The following is a 24,191-nucleotide window of genomic DNA, read 5'->3' on the forward strand; positions in this document are numbered from 1 at the left end:
TACCAGCCATCGGCTAAGCGTTGGCGACAATGTCGCCAATAGGCGGGCACGTCCTCAGTTGGGTTCGGCTGCTGCGGCTATCCCTCTGGGTCTGCGCGCGGCCTTTCCAACTTGGAGACGAACACCGCCGCCTGGGTACGCCGCTCCATGCCGAGTTTGGCCAACAGTCGAGACACGTAGTTCTTGACTGTCTTCTCGGCGAGGAACATCCGCGCGGCGATCTGCTTGTTGGTCAGTCCTTCACCGAGCAAATCGAGCAGCACGCGTTCCTGGTCGCTTAGTCCCGACAACGGATCGGATTTTTCAGCCGCACCACGCAGCTTGGCCATCAGCGCCGCGGCGGCCCGGTTGTCGAGCAGGGAGCGGCCCGCGCCCACATCCTTGATGGCCTGCGCAAGCTCCATGCCCTTGATGTCCTTGACGACGTACCCGCTGGCACCGGCGAGTATCGCGTCGAGCATCGCCTCATCGGAGGTGAACGACGTCAACATCAGGCAGCGCAGATTCGGCAGCCGAGACAACAGGTCTCTACACAATTCGATGCCGTTGCCGTCGGGAAGCCGCACATCGAGGACCGCGACGTCGGGCTGAAGCGCTGGAATCCGCGCCAAGGCCTGCGCCACCGAGCCGGCTTCGCCAACGACTTCGAGTTCGTCGTCCGCGCCGAGGAGGTCGACCAACCCGCGCCGGACCACTTCGTGATCGTCCACCAGAAAGACCTTCACCATGTGAAGCCCTCCGAATCACCGTTCACCATGGAATATGTGCTCACAATACGTTCTGCGGTGCGCAGATCAACACCGAACAGTTGCTGTCACGCAGTGCGCCGCAGGACGGCGGTCCGGTCAGCTCGTGGATTCCGTTGACCCGGTCATGGGCCAGCACGACCAATTGGATCGACCCGGCGTGTTTGGCGAGGTAGTTCACGAGGTTGCCGTGCACGGCCACCGCCTGGATGTCGAGATCGGGGTGGCGCCTCTTCAGTTCCGCGAGTCGCCGGACGAGCCTCGCCTTCGCCAGCTTGTTGCCCTCGGCGACGGCGTTGTTGTCGTGAATGTCGGTGTATCGGGACTGCCAGATGGTGAGCACCCGAAGCGGAGCGTGTCGAAGCCGAGCTTCGGCAACCGCACATCGCAGCGCGCCGTCGCTTGTCAATGAACCTTCCACCTCGGCCACGACCCATTTCTGCTCTTCGGGTAGCGGCGCGTGGCCGTGGACGATCGCTACCGGGCAATGCGCCGAACTCGCCACCGCGGCCGCCGTCGACCCGATCCGGCCGTGGGCGCTGTGCTTGAGTCCGATCGACCCGAGGCAGACCATGTCGGCCCATCGGGAGGCTTCCCGCAAGACTCGGACCGGATTGTCTTGCAGGATTTCCACCTCGATCTTGACGGGCTTGTCCAGCGACTCGACCGCCATGAACGCGTGGCGGACGGCGATTTCGGCGCTCGCGAGGTCACGCGCGGCGGACTGGTTGTCCGTCCCGGTGGTCGCGTCGGGGTCGATTGCGTAAACGAGCCGCAACGGAACGTCGCGACTCACCGCTTCATCGACCGCCCATGTCGCGGCTTCGAGGGCCGACCGGGATCCGTCGATTCCGACGACTATGGATGGTGATGACCGTGAGGCGTCCATGGTTCCTGGCTCCTGCGTTCGTGGTGCGGTTCAGCGGTCCTCGGACCGGACTTCGAAGACCTCGTCGATCGGTCGCCGTGGCGTCGGCGGATGGACGTCTTCGATACGGGGTGCGAGACCCACTCGAACGAGAATCTGCGGGACGGTCGTCCGCCCGATCAATGCCGCGACAATCTCTCGGCTTGCGGGCACCTCGGTGATGTGGGTGAGGGTGCACGTGGCCAGGCCCGCCATGGTCGCATCGAGTAGGACCGCCGAAAGGGCCTCGCCGCAGCGCAGGACGCTGTCGTGTGTCTCGTCGTAGATAGACAGAACGACAATCTTGGAGTGGTCCTCGTCAACGTCGCGACGCCGCTCCGGGTTGTTGGTCACAGGGAAATTGCGGCCGACGTCGACGCGGTCGCTTTCGGCCGCGGAGACCAACGAACTGCGCGGTATCCCCTCGGACAGTCCGAAATCGGTTGTCCATCCGATGAGTTCGGCATGGTAAGACGAGTCGTAGAGGCGAAGCGATTCGGTGAGCTGCGATGCCTCTGCGAGTTCCCGGCGATGATTCTCGGCGATGACATCGAGGCGCGCCGCGCTGGAATCCACCGAACCCCGCAGCTTTTCCTCAACCGATTTCCAGTCCGGTGGCGCGGCAAAGGGCAGCCGGTCGGTGCGTCGCGACAGAATCGCCTCTGCGCGCTGTCGATGCCCGTCGGTGACGAAATCCATCGGGCTGAAATCGATTGACGCCAAGTGACGATGATTATTGGGGTTGGGGAACCTGTCGACGTTGGCGACCCATCCTGCCGCAGCCATCGCCACCCGGAAATGGTCGAGCACAGCGCCACAGCTGATGAGCGCTTCTCGGCCCGAGGTGTCGGTGTATTTCGGCGCCTTGTCCGCGTCGATGAAGAGCGCTACGGCGCTGCCCTCGGCAACCCATCGCCACGGCTGGCTGTTGTGAAGCGAGGGGGCGCGGCATGCCATCCACACCGCGTCTTTGATGACCTTGGTATCCACTATGGTGTCGCGCACGGCCGGTCTCCGTTCTCTCGACCACAACTTTCGGGCAGTGCGCGTGTCGACTACAGGGTCAATGGTCCCCAAGAAGGGGTCTAACGGCCCTGTATTCGCTGCATACCGCGGCGACATGGTGGTGGTCATGACACGCGGCCCCGCGACAGCTAGCGCCGAGAACTGGTCGATCGAGGGCAACCTCTGCGCAGAGGTGCATGAGACTCACACCGGGGTGGTGGCGCTCATCGGCGACCGGGCGTACAAGGCCAAGAAACCAGTCGCTACCGACTTTCTCGACTTCAGCACGACCGAACGCCGCGAGGAAGCCTGCCGACGCGAAGTCGAACTGAACCGCCGACTGGCGCCGCAGAGCTACATCGGAGTTGGACATTTCGCCGGGCCCGACGGCGGCCCCGGCGAACCGGTCGTCGTGATGCGCCGCTACGCCAACTCGGCCCGGTTGGCCGCGCTCGTCAGTGCCGGCGAGCCGGTAGTCGGGCACCTCGATGTGATCGCACAGATGCTGGCGCAATTCCACGTCGGCGCTGTGCGCGGCCCTGCCATCGATGCGGAGGCGTCGGCACACGCCATTTCTGCACGCTGGCAAGAAAACCTGGCCGAGCTGAAGCGCTACGTCGGCGAGGTCGTCCCGCACGAGGCCGTTGACGAGGTCGCGCGATTGGCGGTTCAGTTCATAGCCGGACGGGCAGATCTGTTCGCGCGCCGGATAGCCGACGGGCGAATCGTCGACGGCCATGGCGACCTGTTGAGCCAGGACATCTTCTGCGTGCCCGACGGGCCTGTATTGCTCGACTGCCTGGAGTTCGACGACCGGCTGCGCTTCGTCGACGGTATCGACGATGCCGCATTCCTCGCGATGGATCTCGAGTTCCTCGGCCGCAAGGACCTCGGCGACCTGTTCCTCGACGAATACAGTCGACGGGCCGACGACCCCGCACCGCGTTCGCTGCGTGACTTCTGCATTGCCTACCGCGCCGTGGTGCGGGCCAAGGTCGACTGCATACGCGTCGCTCAGGGGCACCCAGACGCCGCCGCCGATGCTCGACGCCATGTCGACATCGCCTTGCAGCACCTCAGATCCGGCACCGTCCGACTCATCATCATCGGCGGTGGCCCTGGAACGGGTAAGACGACACTTGCGCATGCGTTGGCAGAACAGATTGGTGCGCACGTGATTTCGACCGATGATGTCCGCAGAGATCTGGTGGATACCGGCGTCATCGCGGGACAAACGGGCGAGCTAGAAGCCGGCTTGTATGCTCCGCAGAACGTGGCGGCCGTGTACGACGAAGTCCTCGTGCGCGCACGGACGATCTTGTCCGGCGGCTGCCCGGTGATACTGGACGGTACCTGGCGCGACGCGCATCAGCGTGCGCGTGCGCGCGATCTTGCCGCAGATACCCATGCGTCTTTGATCGAGTTCGTTTGTTCGTTGCCACTGCCAGAGGCGACGGAACGAATCGCGACACGAGGTCCGACGACATCGGATGCGACGGCGCACATCGCCTCAGCCTTGCACGGGCAAGGCGATTCGCCCAACGCGGGATATGCGATCGATACAGCTCGGCCGCTCGCGCATTCCCTCGCCGAGGCCGAGCGCATATGTTGCCTCGCGATATAGCGACCACAGGCCCCCCGTCGTCGGCAATAAGTCCCAGTCGAATAGGACGTCTGGCTCTACTGTGCAGATCGGCTCTCGGCCACAGTCATTGTCATGGACCATTTGACGACGCTCGACGCAGGATTCCTGGAAGCCGAAGACTCCGACCGGCACATCAGCCTCGCCGTAGGTGGCCTGTCGATCATCGAAGGGCCGATGCCGGATTTCGAAACGTTCGCAGAGGGCATCGCCGAGCGGATCACCCGGGTACCACGGTTCACGCAGGTGCTTCGAACACATCTGCTCGATCTGAGCCCTCCCGAGTGGGTGGAACATCGGGCATTCGATGTCTCGCACCACATTCATCGCGCGGCGCTGCCGCATCCCGGTGACGAAGACGCGTTGTATCGATTCGTCGCCGACGTGATGGAGCGACGACTCGACCGTGACCGGCCCCTATGGGAATGCTGGTTCATCGAAGGTCTTGCGGACGGGCAGTGGGCAATTCTGATGAAAATGCACCACTGCATCGCCGACGGAATATCGACCATGCACATGATCTCCGGTCTCAGTGACAACGGCAAAGAGGCCAGCTTCGCAACAGAGATCGGCGCCGCGCGGCGCGGGCAGGACGGAAGGGTCGGGCTACCCAAACTGAATCTCAACCCGCTGAGCTGGGTCGGCGGTGCGTGGAACCTGGCGACAAATGCGGCAAGCGCTGCGTCGCTGGCGTTCGAGGGAGCTCTCGAGGTCACCGCGGGCATCCTGCGCCCGGCCCCGGCGTCGTCGCTCAACGGGCCGGTATCGAGTATGCGGCGGTTCAGTTCGGCGAGAGTGAGTCTCGACGATGTCGCGAAGGTGCGACAGGCGTTCGGCGTCACCGTCAACGACGTCGCACTTGCCGCCATCACCGGCAGCTACCGCGCAGCGCTCGTGCGCAGGGGCGAACAACCTCGGCGCAATTCACTGAGAACACTCGTTCCGGTGTCCATTCGCTCAAACGATGCCGCCGATGTCGCGGACAACAGGGTGTCGCTGATGCTGCCGTTCCTGCCGGTGGACAAGGACAACCCCGAGGAGCAACTTCGAGCGGTGCACCGTCGACTGTCCAAGGCCAAGGCGAGCGGGCAGCGCGAGGCGGGTGGCATCGTCGTCGCCGCCGCGAACGTGGTGCCGTTTCCGTTCACCGCGTGGGCCATTCGCGCGTTGACGAAACTGCCGCAGCGCGGCGTGGTGGCTCTGGCGACGAATGTCCCCGGGCCGCGGACACGAATGCACATCATGGGACGTGAAGTCGTGCGGGTGGTGCCGGTCCCGCCCATCGCATTGCAACTCCGCACGGGCATCGCCATTCTCAGCTACGCCGACGAGTTGGTGTTCGGGATCACCGGTGATTTCGATTCCGCATCCGACGTAGACGATCTTGCCAGGGGTATCGAACAGGGAGTCGAGAAGCTCGTCGAATTGAGCCGAAAGGCCCCAGCCTGAAAGCAGTTGTGGTCAGAGGCCTTGCAGCGACTCTCGTATCGGGCGACGCGGAGTGAGGTCTGTCGGATCGCTTGTTTCGGGCGCCCGCCCCACGCGGACCAAGACCTGCGGCTCGGAATGGCGTCCGGTGATCCTGCGCACCATCTCGCGGCTGTCATGCACCTCGATCATGTGGGTGAGGGTGCACGTCGCAAACCCGGCGGCCGTGCACTCCAGCAGTACACGGGAGAGCGCCTCACCACATCGCACGGTGTTCTCGCGACTGTCATCGTATGTGGACAAGACCAGTACCTTCGAGTGATCGCGATCGATGTTGGCGCGCCGGTCTCCGGTTCCATAAACGGGAAAATCGCGGGCGACATCGACTCGCCTAGCCTCGGTGCTCGACGGCAGCGCGGTCTGCGGCAGACCGTCATCGACATGGGAATGGCCTGCCCACCAGAGCAATTCGTATCGATAGGAGGCGTCACCGCCGCGGTGATCCTCAGATCGCCGAGACGCGGCGGCCAATGCTGGGCGACCGTTTTCGTCGATCACGTCCAAATCTGCGACGGTGCCCTCGAGGACCTCCCGAAGCAGCTTCTCCAGCGCATCCCACGGTTCGGGCGCGGCGAACGCCAGCCGGTCGGTGCGACGGCGGGTGATCGCGTCGCCTAGGGCTCGATCGTGTTCGTCGACAGACTCCGCCTTTTGAAAACCGATTGAGGCCAGACGATCCCGATCATGCGTGTCGGGGTACCTGGTCACAGAGGTCCGCCACCCGGCGGCCGCGGCCGCCACCTGTAAATGGTCGAGCACCGCTCCGCAGCTGAGGAGGACCTCCTGGCCGGTGACGTCGGTATGGTGGGCGACTCGAGAATGATCGGCGGTCAGAAGCAGGTTGCCGTTCTCGACGCTCCACTTCCAGGGCTGGCTGTTGTGCAGCGACGGCGCGCGGCAGGCTAATTCAACGATCCCGGCCAGCTCGTCGGCACCGATTGTTTCGTGTGGGGTCACCGGAGTTCTCATCTCGTCATTCCTTCTCGGTCAGTCTCGGACGACGATCACCGGAGGTCTCGCCGATTCCGCGACGGCGGTGCTGACGGACCCCAACAGCATGTCGGTGAACCCGCCCCTGCCCCGGCTTCCGAGCACCACCAGCTGGGCTTTCTTCGCCTCGTCGATGAGCCATCGGGCAGGTCGATCACATACGATCCGCCGCCAAACGTGCACATCGGGGTACTGCTCCTGCCAGCCCGCGAGGCGTTCGGCCAGCAGCTCGTGTCCTTCCTGTTCGTATTCGTGCCAATCCGCTCCAAGGACCGGGAAGACGCCGACGTCGCTCCATGCGTGCAGGGCGATCAGGTCAACGCCGCGGCGTGAAGCTTCGTCGAAAGCAAGCGCGGTTGCGCCCTCGGATGCCGGCGAGCCGTCGATTCCGAGCAGCACCGGCAACGCGCGGTCGGGGACACGCAGGCCGTCGGCGTGGGTGACCACAACGGGGCACCGCCCATGGTGCACAAGCCCGCGGCTGGTAGACCCCAGCAGGGCGCCGCCGACGGGCCCCAAACCTCGACAGCCGACGACGACCATGTCGGCCTCGCGCGAGGCCTTGACCAGCCCCGGCACGACGCTGTCATGACGTACCTCGGGCTGCACGGTCAGGGGCGGGTTATCTCCGATGACCGCGCGGAGTGTCTTCTGTGCTTGTTCGATGACGTATTTCGCATTTCCCTCTTGCCACTCGGTGTAGCTGGACTGCAGATAACGCACCGGCCAGGTCACTACAACCGGGGCGATGATGTGCATCAGGGTGATCTGCGCATGGCGCGTCACGGCTTCGTCGGCTGCCCAGCGCACGGCAGCTTCTGATTCCGGAGAGCCATCGACACCCACGACGATGCCGTACCCGGTCGATGTCCCTGACATCTTTGACTCCTTGGTCCACGCTCGAAATTGCGGATAGGACGCCGTCCTTCTTCCCACTCGAAGCTATTCGGGTTGCGCTGGGCGCGGCAGGGTCGTTGGTCCCTTAGGAGATGGCGCTAGTCCCTCGCCCGTCGGCGGGACCTGCAAGCCGGCCGGGATGGCTGAAGCGCGCAGCCCGGCGATGGAGCCGATGCTCGCGGCCGCGGGTGCGGTGCGGTTGACCTGCAATGCGCATCGGCTCGGCGTAGAAGGCCATCTTGGTGAACTCGACAAGCACCAGATATGCAACGGCCAGACCCACGAGCGCGGCGAAGAACTGCCACGGCAGCGGCGTGAACCCAAGGCTCGCGCTGAGTGGGGACAGGGTCAGCGCAATGCCGATCGCGATCACCGACAGTGTCGTCAGCGATAGCAGCCAGGCGGGTCGGCTGCGGAAGAAGGGTACCTTCCTTGTCCGGATCGCGAAGATGATCAACGTCTGGGTGGCAAGCGATTCCACGAACCAGCCGGTGCGGAACTCGACCGGTCCGGCGTGCAGCATGCCCAGCATCAGGCCGAAGGTCATGAAGTCGAACAGCGAACTGATCGGACCGAACGTCAGCATGAATCTGCGGATGAACGCGATGTTCCAGTGCGAGGGCGCATGCAGTTGTTCATCATCGACGCGGTCTGCGGGTATCGACAGTTGTGAGCTGTCGTAGAGCAGATTGTTGAGCAGGATCTGGCTGGGCAACATGGGCAGAAACGGGAGGACCGCCGAGGCCGCTGCGGCACTGAACATGTTGCCGAAATTGCTTGATGTTCCCATCAGCACGTACTTGATCGTGTTGGCGAAGATGCGCCGCCCCTCGGCAACACCGGCCGCGAGAACCCCGAGATCCTTGTCCAACAGCACGACATCCGCGGCGTCCTTGGCCACATCGGCGGCCGTGTCGACAGAAATCCCGACATCGGCGGAATGCAGCGCCAGTGCGTCGTTCACCCCGTCGCCGAGGAAACCAACCGAACGGCCCGTCCGCCGCAGAGAGGATATGAGTCGGGCTTTCTGTTCGGGGGAGATGCGCGCGAAGATCGTGTTTGCGGTCGCCACAGCATCGACCTCGGTGTCGTCCAGCTGGTCGAGTTGGGCTCCCGTGACAGTGCCTTTGGAATGCAAATCCAGTTCGGCGCACACCTTTTCGGCGACCTGTGGGTTGTCCCCGGTGGCGATCTTGACTTCGATACCCAGCGCCGCGAGCCGCGCAAGGGAGTCTCGGGCCGCCGACTTGGGATTGTCGGCGAACACGAGGAATCCAGCAAGGCGCAGCCCGGCTTCGTCGGCGGCGGTGAGGCGATCAAGCCCGTGCGCGGGCTTGCTGGCCACCGCGACGACCCGCCTGCCGTCAGCGAACAGGCCCGACAGCGTGCGCTGCGCAACGGCGGGGACGTCGACGCATCGCGCGACGACCTGTTCGGGCGCTCCCTTGACCACCAGTACCCTGCCGTCGGCGGTATCGACGAGTGTCGACGTCGCCCTGCGGATGTGGTCGAACGGCAGCGTGGCGACCAGCGTGACGTCGCTGATGGGTTGCCGGTCCCGCCACAGCGCGGTGTCGAGGTCATTCGCACTGACCCCGCCGATTCTCGGATCGACGTCGGTTGCCAACAGACCCAGCCGCAGCACGGAGGCCGCATGCACACCCGCCGGGTCAACGGAATCGATCAGCTCTATCCGCCCTTCGGTCAGGGTCCCGGTCTTGTCGGTGATCAGGATGTCGATGTCGCCGAGGTCCTCGATGCACACCAACCGCTTCACCAGCACCTTGAGCTTCGCAAGCCGCCTTGAACCGGTCGCCAGGCTGGTGCTGACCACGGCGGGCAGCAACTGCGGCGTGATTCCGACCGCAATCGCCAAGCCGAACAGCGCCGAGTCGATCACCGATCGCCCGAGCAGGAGGTTGGTGACGACGATGACGATGGTGAGTGTGAGCGCCACCCGCAACAGCAGATAGGAGAAGCGACGCAACCCGATCTGGAAGTCGGTCTCGGGCTCGCGTTCACCCAGTCCGGCTGCGATGCGGCCGAATTCGGCATTGGCGCCGGTCGCATAGACGACCGCGGTCGCTGCGCCCGAGCAGACCACTGTGCCCATGAACGCCACATCGTCCGCATCGTCGATGCCTTCGGCTGCGGTATCGGCTGACTTCTCTTTCGCCGCCGATTCGCCGGTGAGGATGCTCTCGTTGCACGCCAATCCGTTGACGTCGATCAGTCGCACGTCGGCAGGAACCAGCTCGCCCATCTCCAGCCTGATCACGTCGCCGGGCACCAGGCAGTTCACGTCGATCCGGTCGAACCGTCCGTCACGGCGGACTACAGTATTGTGGCGAATACCGGAATGCAATGCCGCCGTGGCACGTTCGGCACGATACTCATTGAAGAACCCGAGCCCGATGCTGACCGCCAGGATTGTTCCGATGATGATCGCCTGGGTGCCATCGCCGAGGAAGAACGCCAGCAACGCGGTGCCCGCGAGCAGGGCCAGCACCGCGTTGTTGAGCTGGCGGCGTAGCACGGCCAGCGCGCTGACCCGGTGAGTCCGAACGGAATTCGGACCGATCTCGGCGATCCGCCGCTGAGCCTCCGCGGTGGACAGGCCGTCGACCGACGTGTCCAGACGCGCCAGCACGTCGCCGAGCGGTGCACTCGTGACATGCGCAGGACGCAGGGTTAGCGCTGGAAGAACGGACGTCACCTCGCGCTCACCGCGCGGCCTCGAGGAGGACCCGTCGTTCCGCCGCGGCGATCACGCGCCGCGCGGAGTCCGCGGCGTCCGGGTTCACCGAGACCGAGGTGATCCCCATCCGGACCAGATGTTCGGCGAACGCGGGCTTCGTCGACGGTGCCTGGCCGCAGAGCGACGAGGTGATGCCGAACTTGCGTGCCGTGCTGATGATCTGGCCGATGGCATCGAGCACCGCGGGGTCGGACTCGTCGAACAACTCGGCACACACATCGGAATCACGGTCGACGCCGAGCATCAGTTGAGTCAGGTCGTTGCTGCCGATGGACACGCCGTCGATTCCCAACCCGATGTACTCGGGCAACCAATGCATGACCGAGGGGACCTCGGCCATCACCCAGCGGTGCAGGCCGCGTTGACGGCCCAGCGGGCTGGCGTCGACAAGCGACAGGCACTCCTCGAGTTCCCAACGCGTACGCACGAACGGGATCATCAGCCCGACATTGGGTGACTTTTCGCGGACTCGGGCCAGTGCCTCCAACTCGAGTGCGAACAGGTCGGGCTCCTTGACGTACCGGTAGCATCCGCGATAGCCGATCATCGGGTTGTGCTCGACTGGCTCGAATGCGTCGCCACCCTTCAACCCGCGAAACTCGTTGGTGCGGAAATCGGTCGCCCGGTAGATCACGGGGCGCGGCGCAAACGCCGCAGCGATACGGCCGACCGACGACTCCATCTTCGCGACCAGCGTGCCTTGTTCCCCGTGTGCGATGAGGTCGCGTGGATGGCGACCATCGAGCGCCTCCGTCAGCATGAACTCGGCTCGCAGCAGCCCCACTCCGTCGACCGCCTGCGCGGCAACGGTTTCGGCTGACTCGGCCATTGCCAGGTTGACGTACACCTTGGTTCCGGTGACCTCGCTCTGCACCTGAATCGGGGCACTGCGTTCCGTCGCAGATAGTCTCGCCGGTGCCTCAACGCGGCCGGACACCACCTCGCCGCGGGCTCCGTCGACGGTCACCGTCGTGCCGTCATGGAGGTCGCGGGTGCCGGTGCGGGCACCCACGATGCACGGCACCCCCAGCTCGCGCGCCACGATTGCGGCGTGACAAGTCATCCCGCCGGTGTCGGTGACGAGCGCCGCGGCGCGACGGATGGTGGGCAGCCAGTCCGGGTTCGTCATCTGCGCGACGAGAATTTCGCCCTCCTGCAGCCGGCCTCCTTCGTCGGGGGTCAGCAGCACGCGGACCTTGCCCGACGCGATGCCCGGTGCCGCCGCCAGTCCGCGGGCGAGCACAACGTGCTCTTCGGATGCCGGCGGCTTGGTGTGGCCCAACGTCGTGATCGGCCGGGCCTGCACCAGGTAGGCCTTGCCGTTGGAGATCGCCCACTCGGTGTCCTGCGGGCAGCCGTTGTGGCGCTCGGTCGCGATCGCCAGCTCGGCAATCGTGCGCAGCTCATCCTCGGTCAGGACGCGCGAATCGGCCTGCGCATCGTCGAGATCGACCGTGGTGTCGTGGCCGTCCTCGCCACGAACGATCTTGAAAGCCTTGTGGCCCAATCGAATGTCGAGCGGTTGCATGGTCTCTTTGGAGACGATGTAGGTGTCGGGCTCCACCTCGCCTGACACCACGACCTCGCCGAGCCCGAAGGCGCCCTCGATGACCACCCGGTCCCTGGCGCCATTGCTCGGGTCGGCGGTGAACGCGACGCCTGCCTTTGCGGAATCCACCATCTGCTGAACAACCACGGCCATGGCGGGATCTTGGGTGAAGCCACGGCTGGCTCGGTAGGTGATGACGCGTGGGCTGAACAGCGACATCCAACACCGTGTCACCGCGTCGAGAAGTCCTTCATCGCCGCTGACGTTGGTGATGGTCGCGTTCATTCCGGCGAACGACGCGTCGGCGCCGTCCTCGCCGGTTGCCGAGGAGCGCACCGCGACCACGGCGCCCGGGCCGAGTGCGTGGTAAGCGTCGAGGATCGGTTGCCGCATTGCGTCGTCGATCCCGGCCTTCTGAACGAGCGCCTGCATCCAGTCGCACAGCTCGGTCAGTCGGCCGGCGTCGGCCATGTCGTGAAGTGCCTCGCGGTGCAGTGCGTTCAGCTCGGTGTCGACACCGCCGGCTCGCATCGAATCCCGATAGCAGTCCCGCAGCAGGACGAACCCTGGAGGAACGGGAAGGTCGGCGGCCACGAGCTCGCCCATGTTGGCGCCCTTGCCGCCGGCCTCCTCGGCATCGTCGATCCTCAACGTGGAGATGTCGCGGACGTATGTCACATCGCTTCGAGAGTCCATGTGTCCAGCCTCTGTCGGGGCCCGATGCTCCGGTACCGTCCGACGACCATCTTCGGGCCGCCGAAGGTCCCGAATGCCGAGGGCACTAGGTCCTCAGTTCGCGAAGTGGGACCTCGTGCCCTTCCCCGACGACCGGGTTCCTGGCATACATAAAGGCAGGACACCGGAAGTAAGGAGAGTGGCCTTGAGGCTGCCGGTCTTCGTCGACCCGCGCTTTTACGACGCGGTGATCTTCGACCTCGACGGTGTCGTGACCGACACCGCCGCCATTCATGCAGCGGCATGGAAGGCGGTGTTCGACGATTTCCTTTCTCGTCGGGCGCCGTCCGTCGGTGAGGACCACACCCCGCTCACCGACGACGACTACCACGGCTTCATCGACGGCATGTCGCGGTTGGACGGCGTGGCGAATCTCCTCAAGTCGCGGGGAATCTCCGTTCCGTGGGGCAGTGCCGACGACGAAGGCGATCAGACGGTGTGCGGCATCGCCAACCGCAAGCAGCAGCTGTTCATGGAGCTGACGGCCGACGGTGTACCGGTATTCGAGTCCACCGTCGATTTCGTGCGTCAACTCCAGAAAGCAGACATCGTCACCGCGGTCTTCTCGTCGAGCCGCAATTGCGCCCAGATCCTCTACGGCGCGGGACTCTCTGACCTGTTCCCGGTGCGGGTCGACGGGGTGGCGGCCGAGGAACTGGGCCTGCCAGGCAAACCCCACCCCGCCATGTTGCACGAGACCGCAAAACGACTCGGGGTGCGCCCGCAGAGGTGCGTTGTCGTCGAAGATGCGCAAGCGGGGGTGGCCGCAGGTCATGACGGCGGCTTCGGGCTCGTCATCGGCGTTGACCGCATCGGGCGCGCCGATGACTTGCGGCGATGGGGGGCAGACGTCGTCGTTCATGATCTCGTCGCAGTGAGTGTGCGCGGCAGCTATCAACGGATCTCTGCCATGCCGGATGCGCTTCGGTCGTACAGCGAAATCGCGCCGCTGGCCGAAACGCGGCAGCCCGTGGTGTTGTTGGACTTCGACGGCACGCTTTCTGAGATCGTCGGCGACCCCGACGCCGCCAGGCTGACTCCTGACGCCGAGAAGATGCTGGTATCTCTCGCCGCGCGCTGCCCGGTCGCGGTGATCAGTGGCCGAAGCCTCGCCGACATCCGCGGCCGCATCGGGGTGCCCGGCGTGTGGTATGCGGGCAGCCACGGGTTCGAGCTGGTGGCGCCGGACGGGACGCACCATCAGAACGAGGCGGGGGTGCAAGCGATTCACGTCATCGGCGAAGCGGTGTCCGAACTCCGCGACCGGTTGGCCGGCGTCGAGGGAATCCTGATCGAGGACAAACGATTCACCGTGGCAGTGCACTACCGCAATGTCGCACCCGCGCGGATCGATGAAGTCATCGCTGCTGTAAGGATCATCGGGCAACGCGACATGCTCCGCGTGACAAGTGGACGCAAGGTCATCGAACTGCGGCCCGACGTCGACTGGGGCAAGGGAAAGGCGGTCGAGTGGATTGTCGACCGGATCGATGGCCCCGACCTGCTCCTGCCGATCTACATCGGGGATGACCTCACCGACGAAGACGCGTTCGACGCGACCCGGCGCAGAGGCATCGGGGTGGCGGTCCGTAATCCCGAGTCCGGCGATCGGCGCTCGGCCGCGCGATTCGTCCTCGATGACCCCGACGCCGTCAGTCGCTTCCTGACGCGGCTCGCCGATCAGCTGGCAGCCGAGCAGGACACCGAAAACGATCCATGGAAGCTGACCTTCGGGGGATACGACGCGGCCGACGAAAAGCTGCGCGAAGCGTTGTGCACGATGGGTAACGGCTATCTGGCGGTGCGGGGCGCGGCACCCGAGTGTGATGCGGGTGAATTCCACTACCCGGGAACATATGTGGCAGGTATCTACAACCGTCTCAGCGACGAGGTTTCGGGCACGGTAATCGATAACGAGAGCCTGGTGAACCTGCCGAACTGGTTGCCGTTGACCTTTCGCATCAACGACGGCCCTTGGTTCGCCATCGACGACGTCGACATCTCGTCCTACCTGGTTACTCTCGACATTCGCCGAGCTACGCTCTCCCGTGATTTCGTGTTCTCCGATCAGGCCGGGCGGATCACCCGCGTCAGGCAAAGTCGGTTCGTTGCGATGCACCTGCCGCACGCCGCTGCCATGGAGACGACGGTGCAGCCAGAGAACTGGTCGGGGCGGATCGAGTTCCGATCGGTGATCGACGGTGGTGTGCAGAACAAGGGAGTCGACCGGTACCGGGACCTGTCGTCGCAACACCTGGCGGTCGATGGGTTGCGTGAACTGTCAAGCGACTCAGTGCTGTTGGAGGCCGAGACCGTCGAGTCGAAGATCCGGGTGGCTGTCGCCATGCGGACCACGGTGCGCGACGGTGATGCGAAAGGCCGCCTGGTCAATGATGGCGGCCGGGTAGGCCACCGCATCGCCGTTGACGTGGGAGTCGGCGGATCGGTCACGCTGGAAAAGATCGTCACCGTGTTCACGAGTAGGGACCGGGGTATATCCGGCCCGGTGGCCGCCGCGGATCGCGAGCTCAGCCGCGTCGGCGGGTACGCCGACCTCGAACGCGGGCACCGGAGGGCCTGGGCACAGTTGTGGGAACGCTTCTACATCGAAATGGGACGTGACGCCGACCTCCGCCGCGTGATTCGGCTGCAACAACTGCATCTCGTGCAGACACTTTCGCCCCACACGGCCGAGTCGGACGTGGGTGTGCCCGCCCGCGGTCTGCACGGCGAGGCCTATCGCGGCCATGTGTTCTGGGATGAGTTGTTCGTCTTCCCGGTCACGAACATGCGACTGCCGGAGGTGACCCGGTCGTTGTTGATGTACCGCTACCGACGATTGCCCGAAGCGCGCCGCGCAGCGCGCGAGGCAGGTTACGCCGGTGCGATGTTCCCCTGGCAGTCCGGCAGTGACGGGCGCGAGGAAAGCCAGCGGATGCATCTGAACCCGCGATCCGGCCGGTGGAACCCGGACGCCAGCGCGCGCGCTCACCACGTCGGCCTCGCCATCGCCTATAACGTGTGGCAGTACTTCCAGGTCACCGGCGACGTCGGCTTTCTCATCGACCACGGAGCCGAAATGCTCGCGGAGATCGCGAGGTTCTGGGTCAGCCTGGCGACCTTCGACCCGGTGCGAGACAGGTACGTCATTCGCGGTGTGATCGGACCTGACGAGTTCCACTCCGGATACCCCGGCCGCGAGTACGACGGCATCGACAACAACGCCTACACCAACGTCATCGCGGTCTGGGTGATCATCCGCGCGCTCGAGGCGCTCGAACACATACCGCTGTACTACCGGCTCGCCCTGCTGGAGACACTTGGAATCGACGACGAGGACCTCGCCAAGTGGGAGGACGTGAGCCGGCGAATGTTCGTGCCCTTCCACGACGGAGTCCTGAGTCAATTCGAGGGCTACGAGAAGTTGAGGGAATTGGACTGGGAGAGCTACCGGACCCGGTATGACAGCCTGCAACGCCTCGATCGCATCCTGGAGGCCGAGAACGACAGCGCCAACAACTACAAGGCCTCCAAACAGGCTGATGTGCTGATGCTGTTCTACCTGCTGTCCGCCGACGAACTCTACGAGCTGTTCGACCGACTCGGATACCGCTTCACCCCCGAACAGATCCCGAAAACAATCGATTACTACAAATCCCGCACTTCGCACGGATCGACCCTGAGCGCGGTGGTGCACGCCTGGGTGCTGGCCCGTGGCAACCGCCATCAGGCGATGGAGTACTTCGCACAGGCACTGGCCTCCGATGTCGTCGATATCCAAGGTGGGACAACGGCCGAAGGTATCCACCTGGCGGCGATGGCGGGAACCATCGACCTGTTGCAACGATGCTTCACCGGACTGGAAGTCCGGCGCGACCGCATCGTGCTGGGGCCGTTATGGCCGAAATCCCTTGGGAAATTAGCTTTCACGTTCCGCTATCGAGGTCACCGGCTTCGGTTGGGAGTCAGCGGACGAGACGCGACCTTGAGCGCGGAACCGGGCGATGCTCCGCCGGTGCTGGTCGAGTGCCGTGGTGCCGAGCAGACTCTGGTCGCCGGGGGCACCGTCGAGTTCACTGCGTGAGCAACGACCAACGGCCCGGCCCTGGTGGGACTTAAGGCCCGCTGCGAAACGGACCTACGAACAGCCGGATCCGTGCGTTCGGCCCTACGGACGAAGCGGCGATCTTGGTGTGATCAAGGGGTACGACTCGACGAGGAGGCCACCATGAGGTCACTGAACCGCCTGATCCCGTTGGTCGGCCGGGTGCATCAGCCCGCGCCGCAGGTGTCGGCCTACCGAGTGATAGACCGGCTGCATGAGGGCCGCGCGGCGCGCGTTTCCGTCGACGGGATAGCCGCCACGGTAGGCGCGTGGCTGGCTGAACTCGGTGTGTCCAGCCCGATGGTCGAGGAGCTGGCGAAGGCGGTACGAAGCGGTGACTGGCCCGCGGCCCACGCAATAGCCGAGCACCTGTCGATCGATGTGGCCGTCGCGGCGTAGGCATGGCCGATTTTCTTCGTAACAGCGACGCCTTCGTTTGGTCGATTGAGGGCGATCCCCGCTTACGGTCGACCATCGTCACGCTTGTCGTGCTCGAGCAGGCCCCCGACTGGGACGAGGTCGTCACCAGATTCGAGTTGCTCACCGATGCCGTGCCGAAGTTCCGGCAACGGGTGGTGGAGTCGCCGTATCCTCTGCCGCCCCGCTGGGAAGACGATCCCGACTTCGATTTGACGTTCCATCTGCGGAGGATCACCGCCCCGAAACCGGGCAGCTTGGACACCGCGCTCGAGATCGCTCGCGTCGCCGCCATGGCGGATTTCGACCGGGCAAGGCCGCTGTGGGAGGCCACCGTGATCGACGGCTTGTCAGACGGCGGCGCCGCGCTGCTGTGCAAACTGCATCATGCGCTCACAGACGGTGTCGGAGCCGTCGAGATGTCGGCGATTCTGTTCGACCGGGAGCAGCGGTCCAGCCGGCGCGGCGCTGCCCGGACACCGACTGAGCCCGCGACATCGGGTCTGCCTGCGCTCGTCCGGGACATCGCACTCGACGGTGGACGCTTGGTGGTGCGAGCGCTCAACGAGATGCCGAAACTGGTCCTCGACAGCGTTCGGAGTCCCATCGATACCGTCGCGGATGCGGTGTCGACGATCGGCTCGATCGCCCGCACCATGCGGCCGATCCTGTATCCAGGCTCACCGATCATGACCGACCGCGGCACGGTTCGCCGACTGGCCGTGAGCCAGGTATCGATGGACAAGCTGCACCGGGCCGGAAAGGTGGCGGGGGGGTCGTTGAACGACGCCCTGATCGCCGCCATCGCCGGGGGACTGTGCCGATACCACGAAAAGCACGGCAAGGCCGTGAACCATTTCGTGGTGTCCATGCCGATCAGCACCAGGACGGCAGAAGACCCGATCGGCGGCAATCGCGCGACCTTGATGCGGTTCGATGTGCCCGCGGCCGACATGGACCCTGCGCTGCGCATCCGGCTGATTCACGAACAGAGCGCCAAGGCACGCCAAGAGAAATCGCTGGCTTACACCCAGCAGATCGCTGGCGTGTTGAACATCATGCCTGCCGGGTACGTGGGCTCAGCGCTACGCCATGTCGACTTCGTCGCCAGTAACGTTCCCGGGTTCCCCGAACGCCTGTACTTCGCGGGCGCCGCGGTGCGGATGCCGTTCGCGTTCTCGCCGACCATCGGAGCCGCCATGAACATCACCTTGCTGTCCTATGTCGACACGTGTTCGCTGGGGATCAATGTGGATACCGGCGCGATATCCGACCTCGGCGACTTCTACGACTGCCTGGCGGCCGGGTTCGACGACGTGCTCAACCTCGTGGCGGACAACTAGCAGCGGGCTCAAACCCGCTGCAGCATATGCACTCTGGTGCCGGCGGTGCCACCGACGATGTCTGCGATGTCTGTCAACGAACCGATGACGGCTTCCCGGCCGGTCGACCGCGCGAATCCACACGCCGCTTCGACCTTCGGCCCCATCGATCCCGCGGGCAGGTTCAGATCCGCAACTTGCTCGACTGTGACCGAGCCCAGCCTGGCTTGGTCGGGCCCACCCCAATCGACGTAGACGCCGTCGACGTCGGTGGCGATCACCAGTAGGTCGGCGTCGAGTTGTTCGGCGAGCAGCGCCGAGGCCAGGTCCTTGTCGATGACGGCCTCGACGCCGTGAAGTCGACCGTTCTCGTCGTACACCGTCGGTATGCCTCCGCCGCCTGCGCAGATGACGATCGTGCCGCGTTCCACAAGGCTGCGAATCGGGCCGATTTCAAAGATCCGCTTCGGTTTTGGGCTCGCCACCACCCTGCGGAACTTGTCACCGTCGGGGGCGATGGTCCAGCCGCCGGCGACCGCGAGCCGCTGCGCGGTCGCTTCGTCGTAGACCGGGCCGATCGGCTTGGTGGGATGGCGGAACGCGGGATCGTCGCGGTCGACCTCGATCATCGTCAGGACCGTCGCCAGTGACTGATCTGCGGGCAGCAGGTTGCCCAGCTCCTGTTCGATGACGTAGCCGATCATCGCCTCGGTCTGGGCGCCGAGCACATCGAGCGGGTAGGGCGCCACATCGTGGTAGGCCGCCGCCTGCAGGGCCAGCAACCCGACCTGCGGTCCGTTGCCGTGCGCGATGACGATCTCGTTGCCGGGTGTGATGGCGGCGATGCGCTGCGCGGCGGCCTGGATGTTGGTGCGCTGATTCTCCGCAGTCAACGGCTGGCCGCGCTGGAGGATCGCGTTGCCCCCCAAGGCGATGACGATTCGCATCCGTGCTTCCTAGCTCAATGCGGACACGAGGACCGCCTTGATCGTGTGCATGCGGTTCTCGGCCTGCTCGAACGCGATGTTCGCCGCGCTCTCGAACACGTCATCGGTGACCTCGATGCCGTTCGAGAGGTGTGGGTACTGCGCGGCGATCTTTGCGCCGACCTCCGTCTCGCAATTGTGCAACGCGGGCAGGCAGTGCATGAACTTCACCCGCGGGTTGGCGGACGCCGCGATCAGTTCCTTGTTGACCTGAAACGGAAGGAGGTGCTCGATGCGCTCGGACCATGTCTCCACCGGTTCGCCCATCGACACCCAGACATCGGTGTAGATGAAATCGACGCCACTGACCGCCTTGAACGGGTTGTCGGTGACGGTGATGTGCGCGCCGGAGGCCGCCGCGAACTCTTCACACAGCGATACGTGGTCGTCGTTGGGCCACAGTTCGGGAGGTGCCCCGATCCGGACATCCATGCCGAGTTTGGCGGCGACGAGCAGCAGCGAGTTCGCCACGTTGTTTCGGCCATCGCCGACGAAGGCAAAAGAGATGTCGGTCAACGGCTTCGAGCAATGCTCGGTCATGGTGAGGACGTCGGCGAGCATCTGGGTGGGGTGGAACTCGTCGGTGAGGCCGTTGAACACGGGCACGCCTGCGTATTCGGCAAGCTCCTCGACGGTTTTCTGGCTCGCGCCACGGTATTCGATCGCGTCATACATCCTGCCGAGCACACGCGCGGTGTCCTTCATCGACTCCTTGTGTCCGATCTGCGACGACGTGGGGTCGATGTAGGTGACGTGCGCCCCTTCGTCGTGTGCGGCAACCTCGAAGGCGCATCGGGTCCGAGTCGACGCCTTCTCGAAGATCAGCGCGATGTTCTTGCCTGTCAGGACTGGTCGGTCGAGCCCGGAGTACTTCGCCCGCTTGAGGTCGCGAGACAGGTCCAAAAGGTAGTGCAGGTCGCGCTCGGTGTGATGAACCAGGCTGAGCAGATTGCGGTTTCGGTTGTTAAACGCCATGACGGTTTGCCCTTCGACTTGGAAGTTCTCAGGTGTAGATCGGGTCGCGCTGGATGGGACACGTCATGCATCGGCCGCCGCCGCGACCGCGCCCGAGCTCGCTGGCCGTGATCGTGACGACCTCGACACCGGCCTTGCGTAGCGCGGTGTTGGTGAGGATGTTGCGGTCGTAGCCGATGACGACGCCCGGTTCGAGCGCGACGACGTTGTTGCCGTCGTCCCACTGCTCGCGCTGGATGCCGTAGATGTCACCGGCGGTGGCGACGACGCGGAAGTCCACGCCGACGGCTTCGCCGATGGTCGCGATCAAACCCTTTGGCTCGCGGCGGATTTCCAGGCCAGAGGGTGAACCGTCATCGGGGCGCAGACTGAACGCCACGATTCCGTCGACGACGGGCGCATACGCGGTGACCAGGTCGTAGTCACAGAAGGTGAACACGGTGTCCAGGTGCATCGCCGCGCGGGATTTCGGCAGGCTCGCGACGATCACCCGTTCCGCGGCCCCTGCCGCGAACAGGTTGTGCGCGACCTGCGTGATCGCCTGATGCGAGGACCGCTCACCCATGCCGATGACGACCGTTCCCCGCCCTATCGGCATCACGTCGCCACCCTCGAGGGTCGCCGAGCCATGGTCGTGCACAACGGTTTCCGGGTCACCCAGCCAGATGTCGAACTTCTCATCGGCAAAGGCGGGATGGAACTTGTAGACCGCGGTCGTCAGCAGCGTCTCCTGGCGCCGGGCAGGCCAGTACATCGGGTTCAGCGTGACGCCGCCGAAGATCCAGGCGCTGTTGTCGCGCATGAACTGTGTATTGGGTAGCGGCCGCAGCACGAAACCTGCGGGGTCCAGCTCGCGCAGTGCCGACAGGAAGCGCCCCCCGACCTCGTCGGTGACATCTTGGTAGGACACGCCGCCGATCAGGAACTCCGCCAATTGATCTGCCGGCAGGTCGGCCAGCCAATCGCGGATCCCCTGGCGCAGCCCGAGGCCAACGAGATCATCGGTGACCTTGCGGTCCAGCACCCAGTCCCGGCCCTCCGGTGTGGCGACCACCTCGGCGAGGAGGTCCTGCAGTTCGAGGACTTCCACGCCGTGGTCTTCCATCTTGGCCACGAAGTCGAAGTGGTCGCGGCGTGCCTGCTGCAACCAGATCACGTCGTCGAACAGCAACTCGTTGCAGTTCTCCGGCGTGAGCCGCTGGTGGGCAAGTCCTGGTGCGCAGACCAGGACCCGCCGGAGCTTGCCTGCCTCCGACCAGACTCCCAACCGGGATTCGGTGCTCACAGCACGGCCAGATTTCCGGTGGCCAGCAGCGCGACCGCTACCACAGAGGTCACCGCAACCACGCCGACCACGACGAGCTCCCTCTTGGTGAACGCGGGCAGCTTGCTCTCTTTGCGGGCCCAAAGGTAGAGCCCGGTGCCGACCAGGTAGAACAAGGCCGCGATCAACAGGTACTGCCAACCACCCGCGTAGAGCAACCACACGGCGTATCCGAGTGCGACGACACCGATGATCAGATCGCGTGTCCTGCCGTGGCCCGACTCGTAGGTCTCGCCGCGCACCGCCAGCAGTACCTGATACGCCGCCGACCACAGGTAGGGCAGCAGGATCAACGAGGTGGCCAGGTAGATCAGGTTGGTGTACGTGCTGTCGTTGGCCAGCGTCCACAGCAGCAGCGCCTGCACACAAAGGTTGGTCAGCCACAGCGCGTTGGCCGGTGCGCCGTGCGAGTTCTCCTTGGCAAGCGCCTTTGGCATCACGTTCTCCATCGCGGGCAGGCGCAGGATCTCCACGCACAGCAGCACCCAGGCGATCAGCGCGCCGAGCAAGGAGATCACCAGCCCGACCGAGATGAACGCGGCACCCCAGCTGCCGACCTCGTTCTCGAGCACGCCGGCCATCGACGGGTCGGCAACGCCTGCCAGCTCCGCCTGTGCCATCAGGCCGTAGGACAGCAGGTTGACCAAGAGAAGCAGGGCAAGGACGCCTGCAAAGCCGAGCACGGTGGCCCGGCCGACGTCGCTGCGCTTGGCGGCGCGCTGCGAGTAGACGGCTGCGCCCTCGATGCCGATGAACACCCAAACGGTCACCAGCATCATGTTCTTGACCTGCGTCATGGTGTCACCGAGTGGCGCTCCGTCGATCTGCACGGTCTTGCCCCAGAAGTCGGCGGTGAACAGTCCCGCCTTGAAGCCGACCGCCGCGATGGCGATGAAGACCAGAATCGGAACGACCTTGGCGACGGTCACCACGACGTTGACGAACGCCGCGGTCTGGACGCCGCGCAGCGTCATCGCGTGCACGATCCACAGCACGACCGACGCGCCGATGATCGCGGGTACGGTCGCGCCGCCCTCGAAGACCGGGAAGAAATAGCCCAGTGTCGAGAACAGCAGGACGAGGTATGCGACGTTGCCCACCCAGGCCGACACCCAGTAGCCGAACGCCGACGAAAAGCCGATGTAGTTACCGAAACCGGCTCGGGCGTAACCGTATACGCCGCCGTCGACGTCCGGTTTGCGCGTTGCGAGTGTCTGGAAGACGAACGCCAGCATCAACATGCCGACGCCGGTGATCACCCAGCCGATGATGAGGGGACCGGGTGCGGCGCTGCCTGCCATCTGCGACGGCAAGGCGAAAATTCCGCTGCCGATCATCGATCCGACGACGATCGCTGTCAGCGCGGCCAGTCCGAGGCCGGTCTTCGCGCTGACGGGGCGGGGCTCGACCGGTGGGGGTACCAGAGTGTTTGACATCGTTGTGCTCCCAGCTCAGGATGCGAGGTCGCGGTTGCCGACCCGCGCAATTGACGCTATGGCCCCCTCCGCCAGCGCTGAGGAGGCTTTGGTCCCCGATCGTGGGCCGTAAGTCCCATGTGCGATCCCGCATTCCGCTGTTCAATCAGCTGGTGACATTGGGTGCCAGTCGGTTTGCGGTGTGGAGTATCAAGAATGTCGTCGCACCGGTTCACCGCGTGATCTATCGTGCGACCGCCGGACGGATATTCCGGTGGGGAAAACGAAGTCGAAATATTCTGCTGTTGACGACCACGGGTCGCCGGACAGGCAAGCCACGTACCACTCCGGTGTTCTTCCTCCGCGATGCCGACCGGTATGTGCTGTGCAATGTGCGCCCCCGATCGGAACGGGTGAACCCGTGGGTGCTGAACATGGCTGCCGATCCCAGTGTTTCGATTCAGGTCGGCCGCAACGTCATCCGCTGTGAGGCGCGAGAGGCGCGAGGCGCCGAACTCGAACGTTACTGGCCGCAACTGGTCGCGCTCTGGCCGTCGTATCGAGAACACTTTCGGCGCGGTGGCAAGCGCAGCGTATTTCTGCTCGAGCCCGTCATCGCCTGAGCTCGGTCAGAACCGCCCTGACTTGGCTCACGATTCGGGTTTGCGTGGTCGTAGCGGGTTGGCGGCCAACCAAGGTGCGGAATGCGCGCCCAGATTTGTCGGACCCGGCTGCGATGATGGCGTTATGTCGTTGACCGCGTTGCCTCCCGCGGCGGTGAGCCCTGCCGAGCGTCTTGAGGTGTTGTTTGAGGAGTTGGCGGAGTTGGCCGGTCAGCGCAATGCGATCGACGGGCGCATTGTGGAGATCGCGGCGGAGATGGACCGCGACGAGCTGTGCGGTTCTACGGGTGCCCGCTCGGTGGCGGCG

At 64.7% G+C, this 24,191-nt stretch carries 17 protein-coding genes and 1 pseudogene; 7 read left to right on the plus strand and 11 right to left on the minus strand.

The features are described 5' to 3' along the window. Window positions 1-77 precede the first annotated feature (77 nt). From dosR to D6M19_RS07100, 3 genes are read right to left on the minus strand one after another with little or no spacing between them, the layout of a single operon-like run. A complete protein-coding gene (gene dosR / locus D6M19_RS07090; RefSeq protein WP_123024459.1) occupies window positions 78-728 on the minus strand; it encodes a hypoxia response regulator transcription factor DosR/DevR in 651 nt (216 codons plus the stop codon). A gap of 40 nt (window positions 729-768) precedes the next feature. Next, window positions 769-1,635 carry a universal stress protein gene (locus tag D6M19_RS07095; protein WP_123024460.1) on the minus strand — a complete coding sequence of 289 codons (867 nt, stop codon included), beginning with the start codon at window positions 1,633-1,635 and terminating at the stop codon, window positions 769-771. A 30-nt stretch (window positions 1,636-1,665) separates the two neighbouring features. Then, window positions 1,666-2,658 (minus strand): Acg family FMN-binding oxidoreductase, encoded by a 993-nt coding sequence (locus tag D6M19_RS07100; RefSeq protein WP_123024461.1) that lies wholly within the window; start codon window positions 2,656-2,658, stop codon window positions 1,666-1,668. 127 nt (window positions 2,659-2,785) lie between these two features. Here D6M19_RS07100 and D6M19_RS07105 point away from each other — a divergent pair, with 127 nt between their 5' ends. Both D6M19_RS07105 and D6M19_RS07110 read left to right on the plus strand, forming a co-directional pair. Next, window positions 2,786-4,282: a bifunctional aminoglycoside phosphotransferase/ATP-binding protein gene (locus D6M19_RS07105; RefSeq protein ID WP_123024515.1), complete on the plus strand. Its 1,497-nt coding sequence runs from the start codon at window positions 2,786-2,788 to the stop codon at window positions 4,280-4,282. 93 nt (window positions 4,283-4,375) lie between these two features. Then, entirely contained in the window at window positions 4,376-5,749 is a 1,374-nt protein-coding gene (locus D6M19_RS07110; RefSeq protein ID WP_123024462.1) for a WS/DGAT/MGAT family O-acyltransferase, read from the plus strand. Between the two features lie 12 nt (window positions 5,750-5,761). On the opposite strand, the gene D6M19_RS07115 is transcribed toward D6M19_RS07110, so the two are convergent. From D6M19_RS07115 to ppsA, 4 genes are all read right to left on the minus strand, one after another. Further along, a complete protein-coding gene (locus tag D6M19_RS07115) occupies window positions 5,762-6,757 on the minus strand; it encodes an Acg family FMN-binding oxidoreductase (RefSeq protein WP_123024463.1) in 996 nt (331 codons plus the stop codon). Between the two features lie 18 nt (window positions 6,758-6,775). Next, the gene (locus D6M19_RS07120) at window positions 6,776-7,657 is read right to left on the minus strand and encodes a universal stress protein (RefSeq protein ID WP_123024464.1); all 882 of its coding nucleotides are present in this window, start codon (window positions 7,655-7,657) and stop codon (window positions 6,776-6,778) included. Window positions 7,658-7,760: 103 nt separating this feature from the next. Then, window positions 7,761-10,391 carry a magnesium-translocating P-type ATPase gene (mgtA, locus tag D6M19_RS07125; RefSeq protein ID WP_123024465.1) on the minus strand — a complete coding sequence of 877 codons (2,631 nt, stop codon included), beginning with the start codon at window positions 10,389-10,391 and terminating at the stop codon, window positions 7,761-7,763. A gap of 7 nt (window positions 10,392-10,398) precedes the next feature. Continuing rightward, window positions 10,399-12,678, minus strand: coding sequence for a phosphoenolpyruvate synthase (gene ppsA / locus D6M19_RS07130; RefSeq protein ID WP_123024466.1), 2,280 nt, complete (start codon window positions 12,676-12,678; stop codon window positions 10,399-10,401). Between the two features lie 184 nt (window positions 12,679-12,862). Between ppsA and otsB the strand changes: the two genes are divergently transcribed. The 3 genes from otsB (at window position 12,863) to D6M19_RS07145 (ending at window position 18,582) form a co-directional block, all read left to right on the plus strand. Further along, on the plus strand, window positions 12,863-16,801 hold the full coding sequence (otsB, locus tag D6M19_RS07135; protein WP_234834733.1) for a trehalose-phosphatase: 3,939 nt from the start codon (window positions 12,863-12,865) through the stop codon (window positions 16,799-16,801). 144 nt (window positions 16,802-16,945) lie between these two features. Continuing rightward, window positions 16,946-17,221 carry an Rv2628 protein family gene (locus D6M19_RS07140; protein WP_327389781.1) on the plus strand — a complete coding sequence of 92 codons (276 nt, stop codon included), beginning with the start codon at window positions 16,946-16,948 and terminating at the stop codon, window positions 17,219-17,221. A 2-nt stretch (window positions 17,222-17,223) separates the two neighbouring features. After that, entirely contained in the window at window positions 17,224-18,582 is a 1,359-nt protein-coding gene (locus D6M19_RS07145; RefSeq protein WP_123024468.1) for a wax ester/triacylglycerol synthase domain-containing protein, read from the plus strand. A gap of 8 nt (window positions 18,583-18,590) precedes the next feature. Here D6M19_RS07145 and arcC read toward each other — a convergent pair whose 3' ends face one another. Genes arcC through arcD form a run of 4 tightly spaced genes read right to left on the minus strand, consistent with a single transcriptional unit; the run spans window position 18,591 to window position 23,282 of the window. After that, window positions 18,591-19,508, minus strand: coding sequence for a carbamate kinase (arcC, locus tag D6M19_RS07150; protein ID WP_123024469.1), 918 nt, complete (start codon window positions 19,506-19,508; stop codon window positions 18,591-18,593). A 9-nt stretch (window positions 19,509-19,517) separates the two neighbouring features. After that, window positions 19,518-20,522 (minus strand): ornithine carbamoyltransferase, encoded by a 1,005-nt coding sequence (locus tag D6M19_RS07155; RefSeq protein ID WP_123024470.1) that lies wholly within the window; start codon window positions 20,520-20,522, stop codon window positions 19,518-19,520. 28 nt (window positions 20,523-20,550) lie between these two features. Continuing rightward, window positions 20,551-21,807 carry an arginine deiminase gene (locus D6M19_RS07160; protein WP_123024471.1) on the minus strand — a complete coding sequence of 419 codons (1,257 nt, stop codon included), beginning with the start codon at window positions 21,805-21,807 and terminating at the stop codon, window positions 20,551-20,553. Next, entirely contained in the window at window positions 21,804-23,282 is a 1,479-nt protein-coding gene (arcD, locus tag D6M19_RS07165) for an arginine-ornithine antiporter (protein ID WP_123024472.1), read from the minus strand. The genes D6M19_RS07160 and arcD overlap by 4 nt, the downstream gene beginning before the upstream one ends. Window positions 23,283-23,302: 20 nt before the next feature. Between arcD and D6M19_RS07170 the strand changes: the two genes are divergently transcribed. Beyond that, on the plus strand, window positions 23,303-23,884 hold the full coding sequence (locus D6M19_RS07170) for a nitroreductase/quinone reductase family protein (protein WP_123024473.1): 582 nt from the start codon (window positions 23,303-23,305) through the stop codon (window positions 23,882-23,884). 124 nt (window positions 23,885-24,008) lie between these two features. Further along, a pseudogene (locus D6M19_RS07175) lies at window positions 24,009-24,191 on the plus strand (hypothetical protein); the annotation flags it as partial.

The organism is Mycolicibacterium stellerae (genome assembly GCF_003719305.1).
Classification (GTDB): Bacteria; Actinomycetota; Actinomycetes; order Mycobacteriales; family Mycobacteriaceae; genus Mycobacterium; species Mycobacterium stellerae.